Annotated in this window: 16 protein-coding genes; 12 read left to right on the top strand and 4 right to left on the bottom strand. The window is 62.6% G+C overall.

The window, feature by feature from the left end; translation table 11 throughout:
* The first annotated feature begins 24 nt into the window (after positions 1 to 24).
* The 11 genes from PG899_RS10770 (at position 25) to PG899_RS10720 (ending at position 9,759) form a co-directional block, all read left to right on the top strand.
* Positions 25 to 897 carry a Dam family site-specific DNA-(adenine-N6)-methyltransferase gene (locus PG899_RS10770; RefSeq protein ID WP_190283930.1) on the top strand — a complete coding sequence of 291 codons (873 nt, stop codon included), beginning with the start codon at positions 25 to 27 and terminating at the stop codon, positions 895 to 897.
* 46 nt (positions 898 to 943) lie between these two features.
* Positions 944 to 1,402, top strand: coding sequence for a hypothetical protein (locus tag PG899_RS10765; RefSeq protein ID WP_270697360.1), 459 nt, complete (start codon positions 944 to 946; stop codon positions 1,400 to 1,402).
* Between the two features lie 5 nt (positions 1,403 to 1,407).
* Complete coding sequence (rpe, locus tag PG899_RS10760) at positions 1,408 to 2,082, top strand: ribulose-phosphate 3-epimerase (protein WP_016351625.1); 675 nt, start codon at positions 1,408 to 1,410, stop codon at positions 2,080 to 2,082.
* Positions 2,069 to 2,737 carry a phosphoglycolate phosphatase gene (locus PG899_RS10755; protein WP_017409198.1) on the top strand — a complete coding sequence of 223 codons (669 nt, stop codon included), beginning with the start codon at positions 2,069 to 2,071 and terminating at the stop codon, positions 2,735 to 2,737. Before rpe ends, PG899_RS10755 begins: the two co-directional genes overlap by 14 nt.
* Before the next feature lie 39 nt (positions 2,738 to 2,776).
* Entirely contained in the window at positions 2,777 to 3,781 is a 1,005-nt protein-coding gene (gene trpS, locus PG899_RS10750; protein WP_043165435.1) for a tryptophan--tRNA ligase, read from the top strand.
* A 123-nt stretch (positions 3,782 to 3,904) separates the two neighbouring features.
* Complete coding sequence (locus PG899_RS10745; RefSeq protein WP_011706959.1) at positions 3,905 to 4,120, top strand: hypothetical protein; 216 nt, start codon at positions 3,905 to 3,907, stop codon at positions 4,118 to 4,120.
* A gap of 20 nt (positions 4,121 to 4,140) precedes the next feature.
* Positions 4,141 to 4,722 (top strand): aminodeoxychorismate synthase component II, encoded by a 582-nt coding sequence (locus PG899_RS10740; protein ID WP_016351623.1) that lies wholly within the window; start codon positions 4,141 to 4,143, stop codon positions 4,720 to 4,722.
* Positions 4,723 to 4,999: 277 nt separating this feature from the next.
* Complete coding sequence (locus PG899_RS10735) at positions 5,000 to 6,217, top strand: aspartate aminotransferase family protein (protein WP_011706957.1); 1,218 nt, start codon at positions 5,000 to 5,002, stop codon at positions 6,215 to 6,217.
* Between the two features lie 75 nt (positions 6,218 to 6,292).
* The gene (astA, locus tag PG899_RS10730) at positions 6,293 to 7,312 is read left to right on the top strand and encodes an arginine N-succinyltransferase (protein WP_011706956.1); all 1,020 of its coding nucleotides are present in this window, start codon (positions 6,293 to 6,295) and stop codon (positions 7,310 to 7,312) included.
* 70 nt (positions 7,313 to 7,382) lie between these two features.
* The gene (gene astD, locus PG899_RS10725) at positions 7,383 to 8,852 is read left to right on the top strand and encodes a succinylglutamate-semialdehyde dehydrogenase (RefSeq protein ID WP_190283932.1); all 1,470 of its coding nucleotides are present in this window, start codon (positions 7,383 to 7,385) and stop codon (positions 8,850 to 8,852) included.
* 109 nt (positions 8,853 to 8,961) lie between these two features.
* Entirely contained in the window at positions 8,962 to 9,759 is a 798-nt protein-coding gene (locus PG899_RS10720; protein WP_190283933.1) for a DUF1338 domain-containing protein, read from the top strand.
* A gap of 85 nt (positions 9,760 to 9,844) precedes the next feature.
* Here PG899_RS10720 and PG899_RS10715 read toward each other — a convergent pair whose 3' ends face one another.
* Positions 9,845 to 10,441 carry an HAD family hydrolase gene (locus PG899_RS10715; RefSeq protein ID WP_011706953.1) on the bottom strand — a complete coding sequence of 199 codons (597 nt, stop codon included), beginning with the start codon at positions 10,439 to 10,441 and terminating at the stop codon, positions 9,845 to 9,847.
* 177 nt (positions 10,442 to 10,618) lie between these two features.
* On the opposite strand from PG899_RS10715, the gene PG899_RS10710 reads away from it, so the two are divergent.
* Positions 10,619 to 11,983, top strand: a complete 1,365-nt coding sequence (locus PG899_RS10710; RefSeq protein WP_190283934.1) for an MDR family MFS transporter — start codon at positions 10,619 to 10,621, stop codon at positions 11,981 to 11,983.
* A 67-nt stretch (positions 11,984 to 12,050) separates the two neighbouring features.
* Here PG899_RS10710 and nifJ read toward each other — a convergent pair whose 3' ends face one another.
* The 3 genes from nifJ to PG899_RS10695 form a co-directional block, all read right to left on the bottom strand.
* The gene (gene nifJ / locus PG899_RS10705) at positions 12,051 to 15,587 is read right to left on the bottom strand and encodes a pyruvate:ferredoxin (flavodoxin) oxidoreductase (RefSeq protein ID WP_270697359.1); all 3,537 of its coding nucleotides are present in this window, start codon (positions 15,585 to 15,587) and stop codon (positions 12,051 to 12,053) included.
* Positions 15,588 to 16,073: 486 nt separating this feature from the next.
* Complete coding sequence (locus PG899_RS10700) at positions 16,074 to 17,864, bottom strand: hypothetical protein (protein WP_190283936.1); 1,791 nt, start codon at positions 17,862 to 17,864, stop codon at positions 16,074 to 16,076.
* 397 nt (positions 17,865 to 18,261) lie between these two features.
* Complete coding sequence (locus PG899_RS10695) at positions 18,262 to 19,887, bottom strand: alpha-glucosidase (protein WP_190283937.1); 1,626 nt, start codon at positions 19,885 to 19,887, stop codon at positions 18,262 to 18,264.
* Positions 19,888 to 20,050: the final 163 nt, after the last annotated feature.

The raw sequence follows: 20,050 nt of genomic DNA, 5'->3' as shown, positions 1-20,050 counted from the left end.
ATGCCTTCTTAACACCGGATTTCCATGAAAAAAACACGCGCTTTTTTAAAATGGGCCGGGGGAAAATACTCCCTGGTTGAAGAGATTGCCGAGCGTTTGCCGGCCGGGCGTGTGTTGCTGGAGCCCTTCGTCGGGGCCGGGTCCGTGTTTCTCAACACCGACTACGACGCCTATGTGCTCAACGACATCAATCCGGATCTGATCGGTCTTTACAATCATCTCAAGTTGACGCCGGATCGGTTCATCGCTGAGTCGCGCAAGCTGTTCGTGACCGAGCACAACCACAAGGCGGCCTACTACCGGCTGCGCACCCAGTTCAACCAGACCGACACCAGCTTCGAGCGCGCCCTGCTATTCCTGTTTCTGAATCGACACGGTTTCAACGGCCTGTGCCGGTACAACAAGAAGGGGGGCTTCAACGTCCCGTTCGGTTCTTACAAGAAGCCCTATTTCCCGGAAAAAGAGCTGTGGGCCTTCGCCGAGAAGGCGCAGAAGGCGACCTTCATCTGTGAAAGCTATGCCGATGCCATTCAGCGCGCCGAAGAGGATTGGGTGATCTATTGCGATCCCCCCTATGCCCCGCTCTCCACTACCGCGAGCTTCACCACCTATTCGGCCGGGGGTTTCACCCTGGACGATCAGGCCGTGCTGGCCAGGCTGGCTCGCCACACCGCGGCTCGCAAAGGGGTGCCCGTGCTCATCAGCAACCATGACATCGAGCTGACCCGCGAGCTCTATCGCGGTGCCCGCCTCGACGAAATCCTGGTCAAGCGCACCATCAGCCGCAACGGCGGCACCCGCAACAAGGTGGCCGAGTTGCTGGCGCTCTATCCGCCTGGCATCGAGCCGGAGCAGGGCTACTACCCGAGCGACACCGAACTGGCGCCACTCGGCTGACACAGACGGCACCTCGGGGTGCCGTTTTTTATGTCTGCTGCGGCCAATGGTGGCGTTCGCTTTTTCCGTACCGTGTGCGGGTCGTTTTCAGCGTCCGTTTGCGGTGATGATGGCGTTCGCTTTTTCCGTACCGTGTGCGAGTCGTTTTCAGCGTCCGTTTGCGGTGATGATGACGTTCGCTTTTTCCGTACCGTGTGCGGGTCGTTTTCAGCGCCCGTTTGCGGTGACGATGGCGTTCGGTTTTTCCGTACCGTGTGCGGGTCGTTTTCAGCGCCTGTTTGCGGTGATGATGGTGTTCGCTTTTTCCGTACCGTGTGCGGGTCGTTTTCAGCGTCCGTTTGCGGTGATGATGGTGTTCGCTTTTTCCGTACCCTGTGCGGGTCGTTTTCAGCATCCATTTGCGGTGATGATGGTGTTCGCTTTTTCCGTACCGTGTGCGGGTCGTTTTCAGCATCCATTTGCGGTAAAATTGCGCCGCTTTTTCTGCCACGCTGCCAATGGATGACGCTGATGAAAGACTTTCTGATTGCCCCCTCGATCCTCTCCGCCGACTTTGCCCGTCTGGGGGACGATGTCGCCAAGGTGCTGGCCGCCGGTGCCGACGTGGTCCATTTCGACGTGATGGACAACCATTATGTGCCCAACCTGACCATAGGCCCCATGGTCTGCCAGGCCCTGCGTGACTACGGTATCGAAGCCCCCATCGACGTGCACCTGATGGTCAAGCCGGTGGATCGCATCATTCCCGATTTTGCCAAGGCGGGTGCCTCCCTCATCACCTTCCACCCGGAAGCGTCCGACCACGTTGACCGCTCCCTGGGCCTCATCAAGGAGCAGGGCTGCCAGGCCGGTCTGGTGCTGAACCCGGCCACGCCGCTCACCTGCCTGGAGTACGTGATGGACAAGCTGGACGTGATCCTGCTGATGTCGGTCAACCCGGGCTTTGGTGGCCAGAGCTTCATCCCCGGCACCCTCGACAAGCTGCGCCAGGTGCGCCGTCTGATCGACGAGAGCGGCCGCGACATTCGCCTCGAGATCGACGGTGGGGTCAAGGTCGACAACATTCGCGAAATTGCCCAGGCTGGCGCCGACATGTTCGTGGCCGGCTCGGCCATCTTCAGTCGTCCGGACTACAAGGCGGTGATCGACGAGATGCGGGCGGAGCTCTCTCATGTCAAACGCTGAACGTGATTTTGATCTGGTGCTGTTCGATCTGGACGGCACCCTGATCGACAGTGCCCCGCAACTGGCGCTGGCGGTCAATCGTACGCTGACCGAACTCGGGCTGGCCGAGGCCGACGAGGCCGTGGTGCGGACCTGGGTTGGCAACGGTGCCGACAAGCTGATCCAGCGTGCGCTGGACTATCGCGCGGCGCCTGAGCTGTTTGCCAGCGCCCGTCCGCTGTTTGACCGCCACTATCAGGCCTGCCTGCTGGAAGGGCTGGCCATGTATGACGGGGTCGAACAGAGCCTGCGTCGCCTGCAGGCGCTGGGTTACCAGCAGGGGATCGTGACCAACAAGCCGAGCCACTTCGTGCAGCCGATCCTCGATGCCCTCGGCATCGGCGACTGTTTCGCACTCTGGCTGGGGGGCAACTGTGTGCCCGTCAAGAAACCGAGCCCGGAGCCGCTGCTGCTGGCCTGCCACGAGCTGGGCGTCAGCCCGTCGCGCACCCTGATGGTGGGCGACTCCGAAAATGACGTGCTGGCCGCCCAGGCTGCCGGCATGAAGGTGGTGGGACTGACCTATGGCTACAACTACGGCCGTCCCATCGCAGATTCCCGCCCGGACTGGGTATGTGAACAGTTTGCCCAGCTCGACGCGCTGCTGGCCGAATAAGCTGGCCAGGCAGGCCGAATAACAAGGATCAACACTCTGATGACTAAACCTATCGTATTGAGCGGGGCCCAACCGTCGGGCCAGCTGACCATCGGCAACTACATGGGGGCCCTGCGTCAGTGGGTCAACATGCAGGATGACTTCGACTGCCTCTACTGCATCGTCGATCTGCACGCCATCACCACCCGCCAGGAGCCGGCCGCCCTGCGCAAGGCCTGCCTGGACGCCGCTGCCCTCTATCTGGCGGTCGGCATCGATCCGGCCAAGAGCACCGTGTTCATCCAGTCCCACGTACCGCAGCATGCCGAGCTTGGCTGGATCCTGAACTGCTACACCCAGATGGGCGAGCTGTCGCGCATGACCCAGTTCAAGGACAAGTCCGCTCGCTTCGAGAACAACGTCAACGTCGGCCTGTTCGGTTATCCGGTGCTGATGGCGGCCGACATCCTGCTCTATCAGGCCAATCAGGTGCCGGTGGGCAACGATCAGAAGCAGCATCTGGAGCTGACCCGCGACATCTGCACCCGCTTCAACAACCTCTACGGTGAGGTGTTCACCCTGCCGGAGCCCTTCATTCCGACCGAGGGCGCCCGGGTGATGAGCCTGCAGGATCCGACCAAGAAGATGTCCAAGTCGGACGACAATGAGGCCAACTTCATCGGCCTGCTGGAAGATCCCAAGCAGATCGTCAAGAAGATCAAGCGCGCGGTGACCGACTCCGACGAGCCGGCGGTGGTGCGTTTCGATCCGGAGAACAAACCGGGGGTCTCCAACCTGCTGACCCTGATGTCCGGGGTGACCGGCCGTTCCATCCCCGAGCTGGAGCAGCATTTCGAAGGCAAGATGTACGGTCACCTCAAGACCGAAACCGCCGAGGCAGTGGTTGCCCTGCTGGAGCCGATTCAGGCCCGCTTCCACGAGCTGCGTCAGGATGAGGCTCATCTGCAGGCCATTTTGGCGGCCGGTGCACAAAAGGCGCGGGAAAGGGCTGAAAAAACCCTGGCCAGCGTATATGATGTAGTCGGCTTCGTTCCTCGAGCCTGACATACTGGGAAGGTGTAGTAGAAGAGAGCTGGGTATTTGCCTGGCTTTCTTTGTTTTACCCGACCTGCTATTCGTTATTTCATCTTCCAATTTCAAACGCGGGCGTCTGCCCCAAGAGTTAGCATGTCTGTCGAATCAAATACCACGATTGAAGAGTTGGGTGACAAGGGTCACTGGCTGCGCAAGTTTCGCAAGGCCAAAAACCTCAATACCCTGCAACTGATGGTCTCCAATGCCATCGACAAGCACCACAAAACCCCTGCCATCGCCGCCGCCATCTACCTGGCCGAGTGCCAGCGCGAGCGTGAAATGGAACAGGGTCGCTATCTGGATCGTTAATTCTCTGCCCTGGTTGACCCATGCTGTTGTTGATCGATAACTACGACTCCTTTACCTGGAATCTGGTGCAATATTTTGGCGCCCTGGGACAGGAGGTAGTGGTGAAGCGCAATGACGAGCTGACGCTGGACGCCATTGCCCGGCTCTCTCCCCGTTATCTGGTGATTTCTCCCGGTCCCTGCACCCCCAATGAGGCGGGTATTTCGCTGGCGGCCATCTCCCGTTTTGCCGGCCAGCTCCCCATTCTCGGCGTCTGTCTCGGCCACCAGTCGCTGGCGCAGGCCTTCGGCGCTCAGGTTGTACGTGCGCGCCAGATGATGCACGGCAAGACCTCGCTCATTCGCCATCGCGGCGAGGGGGTATTCAAGGGGCTCAACGATCCGCTGCGGGTCACTCGTTACCATTCGCTCATCGTGGAGCGCGACACCTTGCCCGATTGTCTCGAGATCACCGCCTGGAGCGAACATGCCGATGGCAGCCCGGACGAGATCATGGGACTGCGCCATAAGCAGTTGAATATAGAGGGTGTTCAGTTCCATCCGGAGAGCATTCTGAGCGAGCAGGGTCATCAGTTGCTGGCCAATTTTTTGGCTAATCCCTGAATAGTTGTGATCGGCCTCCCAGAATTGAAAGGAGGCCAAAAATATTTTCCCTGACACTTTATTCACCTCCCTCCCTGTCCAAATTATCTCTTGCCAACACCCCCTGAGCCGTTATGCAATGCGGTTGCCTAAAATCTCACGGGCAGTCGAACATTGTTCCCTGTAACGCGCTTTGTTGCAGACTTTTAGCTTTTTTTCTGTGACAATGCCGATGTGTTTACATGGATTTAACTTTTGGGCGGTGGATTATTCTGTCGCCAGATCGAAGGAGAGCAATATGTCAGAGTTGTTGGCAGTGACACGTGAAGTGTTTGATGAAGTGATGGTTCCCAACTATGCGCCCGCCAAGATCATCCCGGTGCGTGGTGAAGGGTCACGTGTCTGGGATCAGGAAGGCCGTGAGTATGTGGATTTCGCCGGCGGGATCGCTGTCAATGGCCTGGGCCATTGCCATCCCAAGCTGGTCGAGGCCCTGAAAACCCAGGGCGAGAAGCTGTGGCACCTCTCCAACGTGATGACCAACGAGCCGGCCCTGCGCCTGGCCAAGAAACTGGTCGCCGCTACCTTCGCCGACAAGGTCTATTTCTGCAACTCCGGTGCCGAAGCCAACGAAGCCGCTCTCAAGCTGGCCCGTCGCTACGCCATCGAGAAGTTCGGTGCCCACAAGACCCAGATCATCGCCTTCCACCAGGGCTTCCACGGTCGTACCTTCTTTACCGTCAGCGTCGGCGGCCAGGCTGCCTACTCTGATGGTTTTGGTCCCAAGCCCGCGGACATCACCCACGTGGCCTACAACGATCTGGCGGAGCTGGCTGCCGTCATCTCCGACAATACCTGCGCCGTGGTGATGGAACCGCTGCAGGGCGAGGGCGGCATCATTCGTCCCACCGACGAGTTTGCCAAAGGGGTGCGCGAGCTGTGCGACAAGCACAACGCCCTGCTGATCTATGACGAAGTGCAATCCGGCGTCGGTCGTACCGGCGATCTGTTTGCCTACATGGGTCTGGGCGTCACGCCTGACATCCTCACCAGCGCCAAGGCACTGGGCGGCGGCTTTCCCATCGGCGCCATGCTGACTACCACCGACATCGCCTCCCACCTGAAAGTGGGCACTCACGGTTCCACCTACGGCGGCAACCCGCTGGCCTGCGCGGTGGCCGAGGCGGTGATCGACGTGGTCAACACCCCGGAAGTGCTCAATGGCATCAAGCAGCGCGAACAGCTGTTCCGCGAAGGGATCGAGGCCATCAACGCCAAGTACCACTGCTTCAGTGAAGTGCGCGGCAAGGGTCTGCTGCTGGGCGCCGTGCTCAACGACGACTACAAGGGCCGCTCGCGCGACTTCCTGCTGGCCTCCATCGACCAGGGTCTGATGGCGCTGGTCGCCGGCACCAACGTGGTGCGTTTCGCGCCGTCCCTGGTTATTCCGGAAGCGGACATCAAGGAAGGGCTGGTACGGTTCGAGAAAGCGGTTGCCCAGGTGGTTAACGCCTGATCCAAATTGAGGTGGGGAGCCCTCCCGGCAGGAGCCGGGACCCCACCTGTCGTCAATGAAAGGGAGTTGTCATTTATGTTGGTTATCCGTCCCATCGAGCAAAAAGATTTTGCCGGTCTCAAGACCTGTGCCATCGAATCCGGCACCGGCATGACTTCGTTGCCCGTCAACGATGAACTGCTGCAGCGCAAGATAGACGCTTCCACCCAGACCTTTTCGGACAAGCCTGCGGGCAAGGGTGACTGCCTCTATTTCTTCGTCGCCGAGGATCTGGAGACCGGCGAAATGGTCGGTACCTGCGCCATCGATGCGGCCGTGGGCCTGTCCCAGCCGTTCTACAACTATCACATCGGCAAGGTGGTGCACTCTTCCCCCAAGCTCGGCATCTACAACGTCGTGGAAACCCTCACCCTCTCCAACGACTACACCGGCAATTCCGAGCTCTGCACCCTGTTTCTGCGCGAATGCGCCCGCGAGGGGCTCAACGGCCGTCTGCTCTCCAAGCACCGCTTTCTGTTCATGGCCGAACACCCCGAGCTGTTTGACGAGACCGTCTTCGCCGAGATGCGTGGCGTCTCCGATGCCGATGGTCACAGCCCCTTCTACGAGTGGCTGCAAAAGCATTTCTTCTCGATGGATTTTCCCACCGTCGACTATCTCACCGGCATCGGCAAGAAGCGCTTCATCGCCGAGCTGATGCCCAAGTACCCCATCTACGTCAATCTGCTGAGCAACGAGGCGCGCGCCGTCATCGGTCAGACCCACGAGAAGACCCGCCCGGCCATCAAGATGCTGCAGGACGAAGGATTCGTGAATCGCGGCTATGTCGACATCTTCGATGCCGGCCCCACCGTCGAGTGCGACGTGAAGAACATTCGCAGTGTGCGCCGCAGCCAGAAGCTGCGGGTGCTGGTGGGGGAGCCCATCGGCGGCAAGACCCATCTGGTCTGCAATACCCGCTACGAGCACTACCGCGCCTGCTACGGCAACATCCGGGTCGATCTGGACAAGCATGAAGCCATCATCCCGCCCAAGATGGCGGCCGCACTCAAGGTGCAGGATGGCGACATGGTGCGCGCCGTTGATCTCGATTGAGCCATATCAGCAGTAAAACCGCATATGAAACAGGCAGCCAAGGCTGCCTGCGAACCACAGGGAGTGAAGGATGAGCCAGTTAGTTCAGTTTATTGACGGCCAGTGGCTGGCCGGTGCAGGCAAGCCGTTCGAGTCAAAGGATCCGGCCAAGAATCAGGTGATCTGGCAAGGGGAGGCCGCCAGCGCCGCCCAGGTGGAGGCCGCCGTCAAGGCTGCCCGCCATGCCTTCTATCATTGGTCCGATCTGGCCCTCGACGATCGTCTGGCCATCGTGCGCCGCTATGCCGACCTGCTCGGCGAGCACAAGGAGGCGCTGGCGCTGACCATCGCCCGCGAAACCGGCAAGCCGCTGTGGGAGACCCGCACCGAAGTGGCCGCCATGCAGGGCAAGATCGCCATATCCATCCGCGCCCATGACGAGCGCACCGGCACGGTGGAGAACCCCATGCCGGGCGCCAAGGCGTTCGTGCGCCACAAGCCCCACGGCGTCGTGGCCGTGTTCGGTCCCTACAACTTCCCGGGCCACCTGCCCAACGGCCATATTGTACCGGCACTGATCGCCGGCAATACCGTGGTGTTCAAGCCCTCCGAGCTGACCCCCATGGTGGCCGAGGCCATGTTGAAGATCTGGCAGGAGGCGGGGCTGCCCAAGGGCGTGCTCAACCTGGTGCAGGGCGAGGTCGACACCGGCAAGGCGCTGGCGGGCAATCCGGACATCGACGGCCTCTTCTTCACCGGTTCGTCCCGTACCGGCCACTTCCTGCATCAGCAGTTTGCCGGCCAACCGGGCAAGATCCTGGCCCTGGAGATGGGCGGCAACAACCCGCTGATCGTGAAAGACGTGAGCGACATCGACGGCGCCGTCCATGCCATCGTGCAGTCCGCCTTCATCACCTCAGGCCAGCGCTGCACCTGCTCGCGTCGCCTGTTTGTCGAGCGCGGCGAGCGTGGCGATGCCCTGGTCAAGCGGCTGGTGGAGGTGGTCGGCCAGATCAAGGTCGGCCTCTATGACGCCGCCGAGCAGCCGTTCATGGGCGCCATGATAAGCGAGCGAGCAGCGCTCGGCATGGTCGAGGCGCAAGCCAACCTGCAGCGCCTCGGTGGCGAGAGTCTGCTCACCCTCACGCACCTGGAAGCGGGCACCGGCTTCGTCTCCCCGGGCATCATTGACGTGACCGCTGTCAGCGCGCTGCCGGACGAAGAGTACTTCGGCCCGCTGCTGCAACTCATTCGCTACGACGACTTTGATGCCGCCATCGAGAAGGCGAATGCCACCAGCTTCGGCCTCTCGGCCGGCTTGCTCGGTGACAACGAGGCGGACTGGAACCACTTCTTCAAGCGCATTCGCGCCGGCATCGTCAACTGGAACAAGCCCATCACCGGCGCCTCCAGTGCCGCGCCGTTCGGCGGCATCGGCGCCTCCGGCAACCACAGGGCGAGCGCCTACTACGCCGCCGACTACTGTGCGTATCCGGTGGCTTCCGTCGAAGACAGCAAGGCCGCCATGCCGGATCAGCTGTCTCCCGGCCTGACGTTCTAAGCAAGACAAAGGCGGGCGCTCTCTGTGTTGGAGCCAGCGCCCGACCACGACAATAAAAGGGGCACTGAACTGGTGCCCTTGTCTGTACCCGCAATCAAAGGAAAGAGAGATGCAAAAGGATATCGACACCCTGTTCGGTCATTTGTGGGATAACTACATTCAAGTCACCCCGAGTGCCAACAAGGTTCATCAACTGCTGGGCGGCGGCGAGCCCATCGTCAACGACCACGTGGCGTTTCGCACCTACAACCTGCCCAAGCTGGGGCTGGAGAAGCTGGCCGCCCACTTCCTGGCGCTCGGCTACGAGCAGAAAGGCGAGTACGTGTTCAAGGCCAAGAAGCTCTACGCCAAGCACTTCGAGCATAAAGACCCGGACGCGCCCAAGGTGTTCATCAGCGAGCTGAAGGTGGAAGAGCTCTCCGACGCGGCCCAGGCCATCATCCACAGGCTGGCGGCTCAGGTGCCCGATCACCTGACCGACACCCAGGCCTTCCTCTATGCCGGCGCCCCCTGGCAGGTCTCCTGGGCCGATTACCAGACCCTGCTGGCGGAGAGCGAGTATGCGGCCTGGATGGCAGCATGGGGTTATCGTGCCAACCACTTCACCGTCAACATCAACCGCCTGAAGGACTTTGACACCATCCAGCAAGTCAACGCCGCCCTCAAGGCCGCGGGCTTCGTGCTCAATGGCGTGGGTGGCGAGGTGAAAGGTGACCCGCAGGTGATGCTGGAGCAATCGTCCACCATGGCCGACAAGGCGGACGTGGCCTTCACCGACGGCGTGCGCACCATCCCGAGCTGCTTCTACGAGTTTGCCCTGCGTTACCCGCAGGCCGACGGCGTGCTCTACCCGGGCTTCGTCGAAGCCTCGGCCGACAAGATCTTCGAATCCACCAACGCCATGTAAAGCGGGGCCGGGTCATCCCGGCACTGCTGCATGCAAAACGCCTCCCTTGCGGAGGCGTTTTCATTGGCGGCAGGGGCAGTGTGGCCTAGCGCTGGTAGAGCTCCCCCTCCAGTGCCAGCACCGTCTCCATCCCGGCGGCGCGGCCGGCCTGCAGGCCGATCTGGGTATCTTCGAACACCAGGCAGTTGGCGGGATTGGCGCCGAGCAACTCGGCCACTTTCAGGAAGGTGTCGGGGTGGGGCTTGTGGTTGTCGATGTCATCGGCACTGACCAGTACGGGAATATAGGCATCCAGACCGGTGTTTTTCAGGATGTGCAGGGCGTGCTCGCGCGATGAGCCCGTTCCTATGCCCATCGGAACCTTGCCGTGGCAGCGCTTGACCAGCTCCCACATGGCGGGAAACACACTGACCTTGTCGATATGCTCAAGATAGAGCGCCACCTTGCGCCGGGTGAAGGCGTCCACATCGATATCCAGCCCATGCTGCTCGGCCAGGATGGCGACTATCTTGCGGGTGGGAATGCCGCCGAATTCATTGAGCTGGGCACGATCGAAGGGCAGGCCGAACTCGGCGCTGGTCTCCTCCCAGGCATCCAGATGCAGGGGCATGGAGTCGACCAGGGTGCCGTCCATATCGAAAATCAGGGCATCGTATTGCTCAAACCGGAACTGCTCGGACATGGGGCTGCTTCCTCTTGGGGGGTGAACAGCCAGCCTATCAGAATGCAGGAGGCAATGCCGCGACCGGGGTCATGCTTGCCGCTCAGGGGCGGTTTTGGCCATCGGCTGATGATTTATGAGACAATAATAAGTTCTGCGTTGCAGATCCCGGCATTTTCAAATGAGCGAGCCCGTCATATGTCCCCAAAAACCATCTTCTCGAGCGTGGCCCTGGTGATCGCCCTGGGGTCACTGGAAAAGAGCATAGTCACCACCCCCTTGCCCATCATAGGGGCCGAGCTGAACGCCGGCGCCGCCCTCACCTGGGTGGTCACTGCCTACCTGCTGGCGGCCACCGCCGCCCTGCCCATCTACGGCAAGCTGAGTGACATGTTTGGCCGGGTGCGCATGCTCAACATCGGCATCGGCCTGTTTCTGGCCGGATCCGTGGCCTGCGGCCTGGCCCAGGATCTGCCAACCCTGCTGGCTGCCCGCGTGCTGCAGGGGCTGGGGGGCGGCGGCCTGATCGCGCTCGCCTTCACAGTCATTGCCGACAGCATACCGCCGCGGGAGGTGGGCAAGTATCAGGGCTACATCTCGGCGGTCTATGCGGTCTCCAGCATCGCCGGGCCCCTGCTCGGCGGCTACTTCACCGAACAGCTCAGCTGGCGCTGGATCTTCTGGATCAACCTGCCGCTCGGGGCGCTCGCGCTCTGGCTGGTGAACCGCAACCTGGGTCACCTCAATGTGCGCCGTCACAGTCGCTTCGACTGGAAGGGGGCGGCGCTGCTGATCACGGTCACCACCCTGAGCCTGCTGCTGCTCTCGCCGGAGACGGCCCTGCCCGCCATCTGTCTGGCGGCGGGACTGGCGCTGGCCCTGCTGCTGCTCATTCTGGTGGAGCGGCGCGCCCATGATCCTATACTGCCGGCCCATCTGGCCCGGCTGCCCGGTTATCTGGTGAGCGTGCTGCTGGCGCTGGCCTCGCAACTGTTGATGTTCGCGGTGCTGGTCTATCTGCCGCTGCAGATGCAGTGGCAGAAGGGAATGGGGGCCAGCGAGAGCGGGCTCTACATGGTGATCTTCATGGTCTGCATCACGGCGGGGGCCTTCGTCGGCGGCAAGCTGATCGGCCGCACCGGTTACTACCGGCGTTTCGTGGTGGTGGGCTTCGCCCTGTCGGCGCTGGCGCTGTGGCAAATCCACTTCGACCTCTGGGCCAGACTGGGACTGGGGTTTGCCGGATTGGGGCTGGGTCTGGTGCTGCCGGCGCTGTCGGTGGTGGTGCAAAACGCCCTGCCACGGGAAGATCGCGGCATCGGCATGTCGCTGTTCAACTTCGGCCGGGAGCTGGGGGGCGCAGTGGGGGTGGCCATCTGCTCCGTGCTGTTCCACTCCGCCCTGCCGGCGGGCAGCAGCCACAACCTGGCCAGCCTGAGCCCGGCCGAGCTGGCACCTGGCTTCAGCGCCACCTATATCGGCATGGCACTGATCGCCACCGCCGCGCTGCTCATCACCCTGCTGGCGTTGAAACGCCACGAGCTGGCCAGCATCCACGCTTGATGGCGTGACGGCGACATAGCAACAGGGCTCCCCATGGGGAGCCCTGTTTGTTGGTGGGTCTGCGTTGCTACTCCTGGGCTGGCGCCTCCTTGCCCGCCAGCTGGCTCAGCCAGGCGAAGCGGCGGTTGGCGTCCAGCTCCGCCTCCCGATAGAGCTGGCTGGCAATCTCCGGCAACTGGCGCTCGAGGCGCTTGAAGCGGGGCTCCTGCTGCAGGGTCTCGGCCAGCGATGCGCTGGGGGCCCGGGAGTCCAGTGCCAGCGGCGCCTTGCCCTCCTCGCTGCGGCGCGGGTCGTAGCGGTAGAGCGGCCAGAAGCCGGTGGCGGTCAGCTGCTTCATCTGCTCGTGGCTCTGGGCCAGATCGTAGCCGTGCTCCTCGCAGGGGCTGTAGGCGATGATGAGGGACGGGCCCGGGTAGGCTTCGGCCTCCTGAATGGCTTTCACCGTCTGGTTCATCTGGGCGCCGAGTGAGATCTGTGCCACATAGACGTGGCCATACATCATGACGCTGGCGCCAAGATCCTTGCGCGCCTTGCGCTTGCCCTGCTCGCCAAACTTGGTGATGGCGCCGAGCGGCGTCGCCTTGGACTGCTGGCCGCCGGTGTTGGAGTAGCACTGGGTGTCGAGCACCAGCACGTTGATGTTCTCCCCCAGGCTCAGCACGTGATCCAGCCCGCCGTAGCCGATGTCGTAGGCCCAGCCGTCGCCGCCGATGAGCCAGACCGATTTCTCCACCAGGTAGTCCGCATCACGGGCCAGCTCCTGGGCCGCGGCGTCGGTGTGCCCCTGCAGCAGAGCGCGCAGCTGCTCGATATGGGCGTGCTGCTCGGAGACCGGCAGGCTGGTGTCTTGCAGCCCCTGTTGCAGCCCGGCCGGGACGGCGTCCCCCAGGCTCGCCAGCAGGCGGCGTACCCGCTCGCGATGCTGATCCACGGTGAGCCGAAAGCCCAAGCCAAACTCGGCGTTGTCCTCGAACAAGGAGTTGGCCCAGGCCGGCCCGCGCCCGTCCGCATTGGTGGTGTAGGGGGTGCTGGGCAGGTTGCCGCCATAGATGGAGGAGCAGCCGGTGGCGTTGGCAATCAGCAGCCGGTCCCCGTAGAGCTGGGTCAGCAGCTTGATGTAGGGGGTCTCGCCGCAGCCGGAGCAGGCACCCGAGTATTCAAACAGCGGCGAGATGAGCTGGGAGGTGCGGATGTCGATGCGCTCCAGCTGCTCGGCGGTGCGCTCGGGCAAGTCCAGGAAGAAGTCGTAGTTGGCCTTCTGGGCCTCGAGGTGATCCAGCCTGGACTCCATGTTGATCGCCTTGCGGCTCGGTTCGGTGCGATCCTTGGCCGGGCACACCTCGACGCAGAGGTTGCAGCCGGTGCAATCCTCAGGCGCTACCTGCAGCACGTATTGCTGGCCACGCATGTCGCGAGCCTTCACATCGAGGGCGTCCAGGGTGACGGGGGCACCCTCCAGCGCATCCTTGTCCACCACCTTGGCGCGGATGGCGGAGTGGGGACAGGCGGCCACGCAGTAGTTGCACTGGGTGCAGAGGTCTGCCTGCCAGATGGGCACCTCCTTGGCGATGTTGCGCTTCTCCCAGCGGGTAGTGCCCACCGGCCAGGTGCCGTCCGGCGGGAAGGCGGAGACCGGCAGGCTGTCACCCAGCCCTGCCAGCATCGCGGCGGTGACGGTCTGCACGAAGTCGGGGGCCTTGGCCGATACGACGGGTGGGCGCTGGTGGCTGGCGGGGTCAAGCGCTTGCAGCGGCACCTGAACGAGTGCCTCGCAGGTAGCGGCCAGGGCCTGCCAGTTGCGCTCCACCAGTGTCTGCCCCTTGCTGCCATAGCTAGCTGCGATGGTTTGGCGCAGCAGCTCGGTCGCCTCTGCCGGCGGTATGATGGCGGTCAGCTGGAAGAAGGCCATCTGCATCACGGTATTGATGCGGTTGCCGAGCTGGCACTCGCGGGCAATCTTGGCGGCATTGATGGTGTAGAGGCGCGCACGCTTCTGGAGCAGGGCCTGTTGCACCTCTTGGGGCAGTCGCTGCCAGATCTGATCGGCGTCGTAGGGACTGTTAAGCAGGAAGATGCCATCTGACCTCAGCCGCTCCGCCATCTGGTACATGTCGATGAACTGCCACTGGTGGCAGCCGATGAAGTCCGCCTCGTCCACCAGGTAGGCCGATTGCAGCGGCCGCTCGCCGACCCGCAGGTGGGAGACGGTGAGGCCGCCCGCCTTCTTGGAGTCGTAGACGAAGTAGCCCTGGGGGTAGAGGTCGGTGTGGTTGCCGAGGATCTTGATGCTGTTCTTGGCCGCCGAGACGGTGCCGTCGCTGCCAAGGCCGTAGAACAGTGCCTCCAGCTTGTGCTGGTTGCCAATGCCTGGATCCAACGTCGGCAGCGGCAGGGAGAGGCCGGTGACGTCGTCGAAGATGCCGACGGTGAAGCGCGGGCGTGGGTTATCCAGCGCCAGCTCATCGAAGATGGCCTGCACGCAGGCCGGGTTGAACTCCTTGGAGGAGAGGCCGTAGCGCCCGCCGATGACCCGTGGCAGGCTGGCACGATCCCCTTGGCTGACCGCCTCGGCCAGCGCGCTCATCACATCCAGATAGAGCGGCTCGGCCAGGGCGCCCGGCTCCTTGGTGCGATCCAGCACCGCAATCTTGCGGACGCTCTGCGGAATGACCGCCAGCAGGTGCGCGGCCGAGAAGGGGCGATAGAGCCGTACCTTCACCAGCCCCACCTTCTCGCCCTGTTCAATCAGCCGCGTGATCACCTCCTCGCAGGTGCCGATGGCGGAACCCATCAGCACCAATACCCGCTTGGCCTGTGGGTGACCCACGTATTCGAACGGTCGGTAGTGGCGGCCAGTACGTTCACCAAAGGCGTCCATCGCCTCGCTCACATGGCGATACGCATCGTCATACCAGGGGTTGGTGGCCTCCCGGCACTGGAAATAGGTGTCCGGGTTGGCGGCGGTGCCGCGAATGACCGGTTTGTCGGGGGTCAGCGCCCGCTCCCGATGGGCACGGATCGCCTCGGCCGGCAGCAGGGCGCGCAGGGTGTCGTCATCGAGCGGCACTATCTTGGTGATCTCGTGGGAGGTGCGAAAGCCGTCGAAGAAGTGGATGAAGGGCAGCCGGCTGTTGAGGCTGGCCACCTGGGCGATCAGGGCAAAGTCCTGGGCTTCTTGCACATTGCTGGCGCAGAGCAGGGCACAGCCGGTCTGGCGCACCGCCATCACGTCCGAGTGATCGCCGAAAATCGACAAGGCATGGGTCGCCACCGTGCGCGCCGCCACATGGAGTACGAAGGGAATGAGCTGACCCGCCAACTTGTAGAGGTTGGGGATCATCAGCAGCAGGCCCTGGGACGAGGTAAACGAAGTCGCCAGTGCGCCGGTCTGCAGCGCGCCGTGGACGGCGGCGATGGCGCCCCCCTCCGACTGCATCTCGACCACGCGCGGCACGTCGCCCCACAGGTTCAGGCCCCGCTCGCTCGACCAGGCCGACGCCTGCTCCGCCATGCTGGAGCTGGGGGTGATGGGATAGATGGCGATGACTTCGCTGGTGCGGTAGGCCACCGAGGCGACCGCGTTGTTTCCGTCTGTGGTGATCATGAATTGCCCACTTGCTATGCCAGTTTGAATGACGGCTGCGATCAGCCGGCCATGGATAGGTCGTCGTCATAGTAAGAGTGGAAATTAACGCGGAACAAACGGGATAAATAATCAGGCCGAAGTCAGCGGCGGCGCGGGATGGCGGCCTACCACCGGTGACGGGGGCAAGTCGGCAGAGGGTCGGGCGGGATGGTTGTTGAGGGTAATTCGATTAACTGAATCGTGCGCAAAACGGGTCGATCCGGCCCCGTCAATAAATAATCAAGCAGCAAATAAATTTGGGCCGTCGAGCGCCGCGAGAGTGTTTCATGGCCGGGATGACAGGGGCATGGTGCGGGAGGGCCTTTCACATCAGCCATAAAAAGGGCTCCCAAAGGAGCCCTTTTGAATCATCTTGGCGGCTCTCTGCCACCACTATTCCCCTTGCACCTGGCGGCGGGGAACGGACCCGCCTGATGCATTGCCGGCCCGTGCGAGGGGGTTGCCCTACTCGTGGTGCAGGGTGATGCAATCCAGCCCGCCGCTGCCGCGCAGCAGGGCTTCCGCCTGGTTGAACTCCTCCCGTTTGTTGCTGGCAGCCTGACCCACGAAATAGGGGGTGAGCCCGGCTACCTCGCGTTGCAGCCAGGCGGCGAAGGCCTGATTGAGGGGGGCGATGCTGGCGGCATTGGTGATATAGAAGGGCTGCTGGCGGGTGCCCATGATGCCGTTCATCCAGTTCACCGGCCGCTTGCCCACGCTGAACACGCCCGGGGTGGCGATGGGGGTCAGGCCGGCATCGATCAACTGCTGGCGGATGAGAGCGTGGATCTTGTGCCAGCGCTCGCTCTGCTGGCGCAGGTTGGTCACGCTCTGGCGAAGTTCTTGCTGTTCGCTCTCGCTCAGGGTGGCATCGCTGGCCAGCACCTGCTCGATCAGCGCTGCGCTGGCTGCATGATCGTTCAGCAGGATGCGACCATCGGCCAGCGGGCGCATGGCCATGTCGAGGTGAAAACCGGGCTGGGCCAGGATCACCAGATCCCGCTCGGCCACCTTGAGCTCCTGCGCCATCAGGCGCTGGCTGATGGCCATCATGGCGAGGAAGCGGCGGGTCTGATGATCTTGCTCGGCGCCAGCCAGCCCTGTTCGCTGGTAGCCGCCGGCCTGCAACATGCGGCCCAGCCGGGCCAGGGTGGCGGCATCGGCCGCCAGCGTCGGCAGCGTCTGGGCTATCTGCTCATCATTGAACTCGGAGTGAAGCTCGGCAGTCACCACCAGGCTGGCGTACTCCTGCTTGAGGCGGGTCAGCAGATCGAAGGAGGCCGGCAGCGGTTGGCCATGGATGGCGCGATAGCGTTCGGCAATCCGCTCCCCTTGCTGCGGGCTCAGAAACATCCGCTGCTCCGCCGCCTCCCGGGTTGACCCATCCACTTCGTACTTGGCGAGCTCGGCCTTGGCGCGCGCGGTTCTGGCAAAGGCGTGGCGCTGCGGCTCATCCAGCCCCTGCGGCAGCAGGTTGGCGGCCTCCAGCAGGATGAGGTCCACCTCGGTGTCATGACCCTTCTGGAAGGTATAGGGGCTGCCCAGCCACTCCTCTTCGCTGAGTTGCAGCCGAAACTCGCCGTCGCGCTCCATCTTCTCCTGCAAGGCGGCGATGCGCTCACTGTCCAGCCGGCTGTGGTGCAGGGTGGTCTGCAGCAGGGCATCGCGGCCGATCAGTGCATAGGGCGTACCGTCGGCCCGCTGGCCGGTCAGCATGTTGCCGCCATCGATGATGGAGAAGGTGGGGATGAGCTCGCGCCCCTGCGCCTCGGCGAAGGTATTGGCCTGGGAGAGCATGTAATCATCCAGCCCCTGGGAATCCTGGCTACCGAGGCTGTGGTGCCCCTCCTGCTCGGCCTCCGGGCTCTGCTCGGTCAGGGCGGTGACGAAGGCGTGGTAGCGCCCCTTGTTGGCCAGCGGCGCCCGGGGGCGGAAGATGAGGGCGCCATCGCGCGACAGCCACATGTTGTCCTCGGTCCAGGTGTACATGTCAGCGTGGGTGCTGACCGAGAACCCCTGCTCCCTGCCGATCTGCTCCAGCTCCGCCACCAGTTCCGGTTCGGTCTGGAGGGGCAGGTGAAGCTGGTGGATCCGGTTGCCCAGATCGTCCTGGGCCAGCTGGAAGCTGCGAGCGAGGGCGGGGGAGTGTTGGCCGTCGGTGAGGGTCGGATCGTCCGGGAAGATCAGAGGGGCCGCCATGGCCGAGTGGAACCAGAAGAGGGTGGAGAGGGCGAGTGCCACGCCGGTTTTGCGCATGATGATTTCCTGTTGTTATGGCGGGAGAGTGCCCGCGAGCCTGAACCTCGGCGTGCGGCACCGTGCCGCACGCTTCGGATGGAAACCATAAGGAGCTCGCCAAGAACCACAAGGGCGCAAATCTGAATTGACTTTTAACCCTGACTAAACAGCGTTTAATATCGCCACCTGATGATAAAGATGTCGTTTCTGATGGGGTTTATTACCAATAAAAACAGGGTGTTGAACTATTTCAATTGTCGATAGCGAGCCGTGACTGGATATTGCCTGGCAAGGCGGTGCGGGCCTGAAAACGCGAAGTTTTTAAGTGAGTAAATCGCCGGGGCGTATCGACCGCCGAGGGAAGGGAGAGCATCAGGGGGCAGGGGCCCCCCGTGGCGGAGGATGGCGCTTCCCGTTACTCTCTTGCTGGCAGCAGCCAGGCGGCCGCCTGATAGGAGGCAAAGGTGGCGGTGGGCTGCCCCGGGTAGTTGTTCATCAGCAGGATGGCACCGGCCTTCACCTGGTCAAGGTGCGGCATGACCAGAGGGTGCGCTGTGAGGTTGGCTAGCAGCAGTAGGGTGTGCCGCTCTGCGCTTGCTGGATCCTGCCAGTGGCGGCGATAGCCGATGCGATCGGGGGCGTCCCCATCCAGCAGCTCGAAGTCGCCGTGGCGAATGACGGGATGGGCCTTGCGCAGGGCGATCAGCTGGCGATAGCAGTGAAACGGCGAGTCGGGGCGGGCCAGTTGCTCGGCGGCGTTGACTTCAATGTGGTTGGCGTTGAGGGTAATCCAGGGGGTGGCCGTGCTGAATCCGGCGTGGGGGCCGGCGTCCCACTGCATCGGGGTGCGGGCGTTGTCGCGGCCGATGGCATCGAGCCGCTGACTCAGCTCGGCAGGCGCCAGCTCCGCCTGGCTGGCGCAGTAGTTGATCGCCTCCACGTCGCGCAGCTCGTCCGGCTGCCAGTGGCGGTTGGTCATGGCCAGCTCCTCCCCCTGATAGATGAAGGGAGTGCCCTGCATCAGGTGCAGCACCATGGCCCACAGCTTGGCGCTGGTTTCACGCCACTTGGGTCTGTCATCGCCAAAACGGGAGACGGCGCGGGGTAGGTCGTGGTTATTTAGAAACAGGCTGTTCCAGCCCTGCCCGTGCAGCCCCTGCTGGTGGCGGGCCATGGCCCGTTTGAAGGCGAGGGGGTCGAAGCGGGAGGTCCACTTGTCACTGCCCAGCCCCAGATGTTCGAAGTTGAACACCATGCTGAACTCGCTGCCATCAGGGGCTGAGTAGCACTGCATATGGGCGAGATCCGCTCCCCAGGTCTCCCCCACCGTGATAATCCCCTTGCCGCCGAAGCTCGCGGCATTGAGCTCGCGGATATAGTCGTGCAGGCGCGGACCATTGCTCATGGCAAGCCGGTCCCACTCCTTGCTCACCATGTCGATCACATCGAAGCGAAATCCCTTGATCCCTTTGCCCAGCCAGAAGTTGATCACCTCTGCCATTTCGGCGCGCACCGCCGGGTTGTCCCAGTCCAGATCGGCCTGACTCGCATCGAAGTTGTGCAGGTAGTAGCGATCAAGCGCCGGCACGTACTGCCAGCCGCTGCCACCGAAGATGGAGGTAACCGGATGGGCATCTACAAAGGCTTGGTCGCGAAACACGTAATAGCCCTGATAGCGGGGATCGCCGGCCAGCGCCTGCACAAACCACTCATGCTCGGTGGAGGTGTGGTTGGCGACGATATCCATCATGATGCCGATGCCGTGAGCGGCCGCCTCGGCTACCAGCTGCTCCATCTCGGCCAGGGTGCCGAAGGCGGGATCGATGGTGCGGTAGTCCGCCACGTCGTAACCGTTGTCCCGTTTGGGGGAGCGATAGAGGGGGGTGAGCCAGAGCATATCGACCCCCAGGGTGGCCAGATAACCGAGACGCTGACGAATGCCGTTGATGTCGCCCATGCCGTCGCCATCGCTGTCCTGAAAGCTCATGGGGTAGATCTGGTAGATGACGCACTGGTCGAGGTGGAGCGGGTCTCTGTTCATCAGCTGGGCCGGTTGGGGGAAGCGATGGTTTATCTTACGCAGATGAGCGGGTCCTCGACAGGGCAGGGGAAACCTTGAAAAGGGTTCCATAGTTGACTGATTGCCAAAAGTGAGGGGAGGCTCACAACTGGGCCATCCCGAGCCACTGCGGTGGTCGGGATGG

Source organism: Aeromonas sp. QDB39, from assembly GCF_027707585.1.
Taxonomy (GTDB): Bacteria; Pseudomonadota; Gammaproteobacteria; order Enterobacterales; family Aeromonadaceae; genus Aeromonas; species Aeromonas hydrophila.
This window is presented reverse-complemented; position numbering and strand designations above follow the sequence as displayed.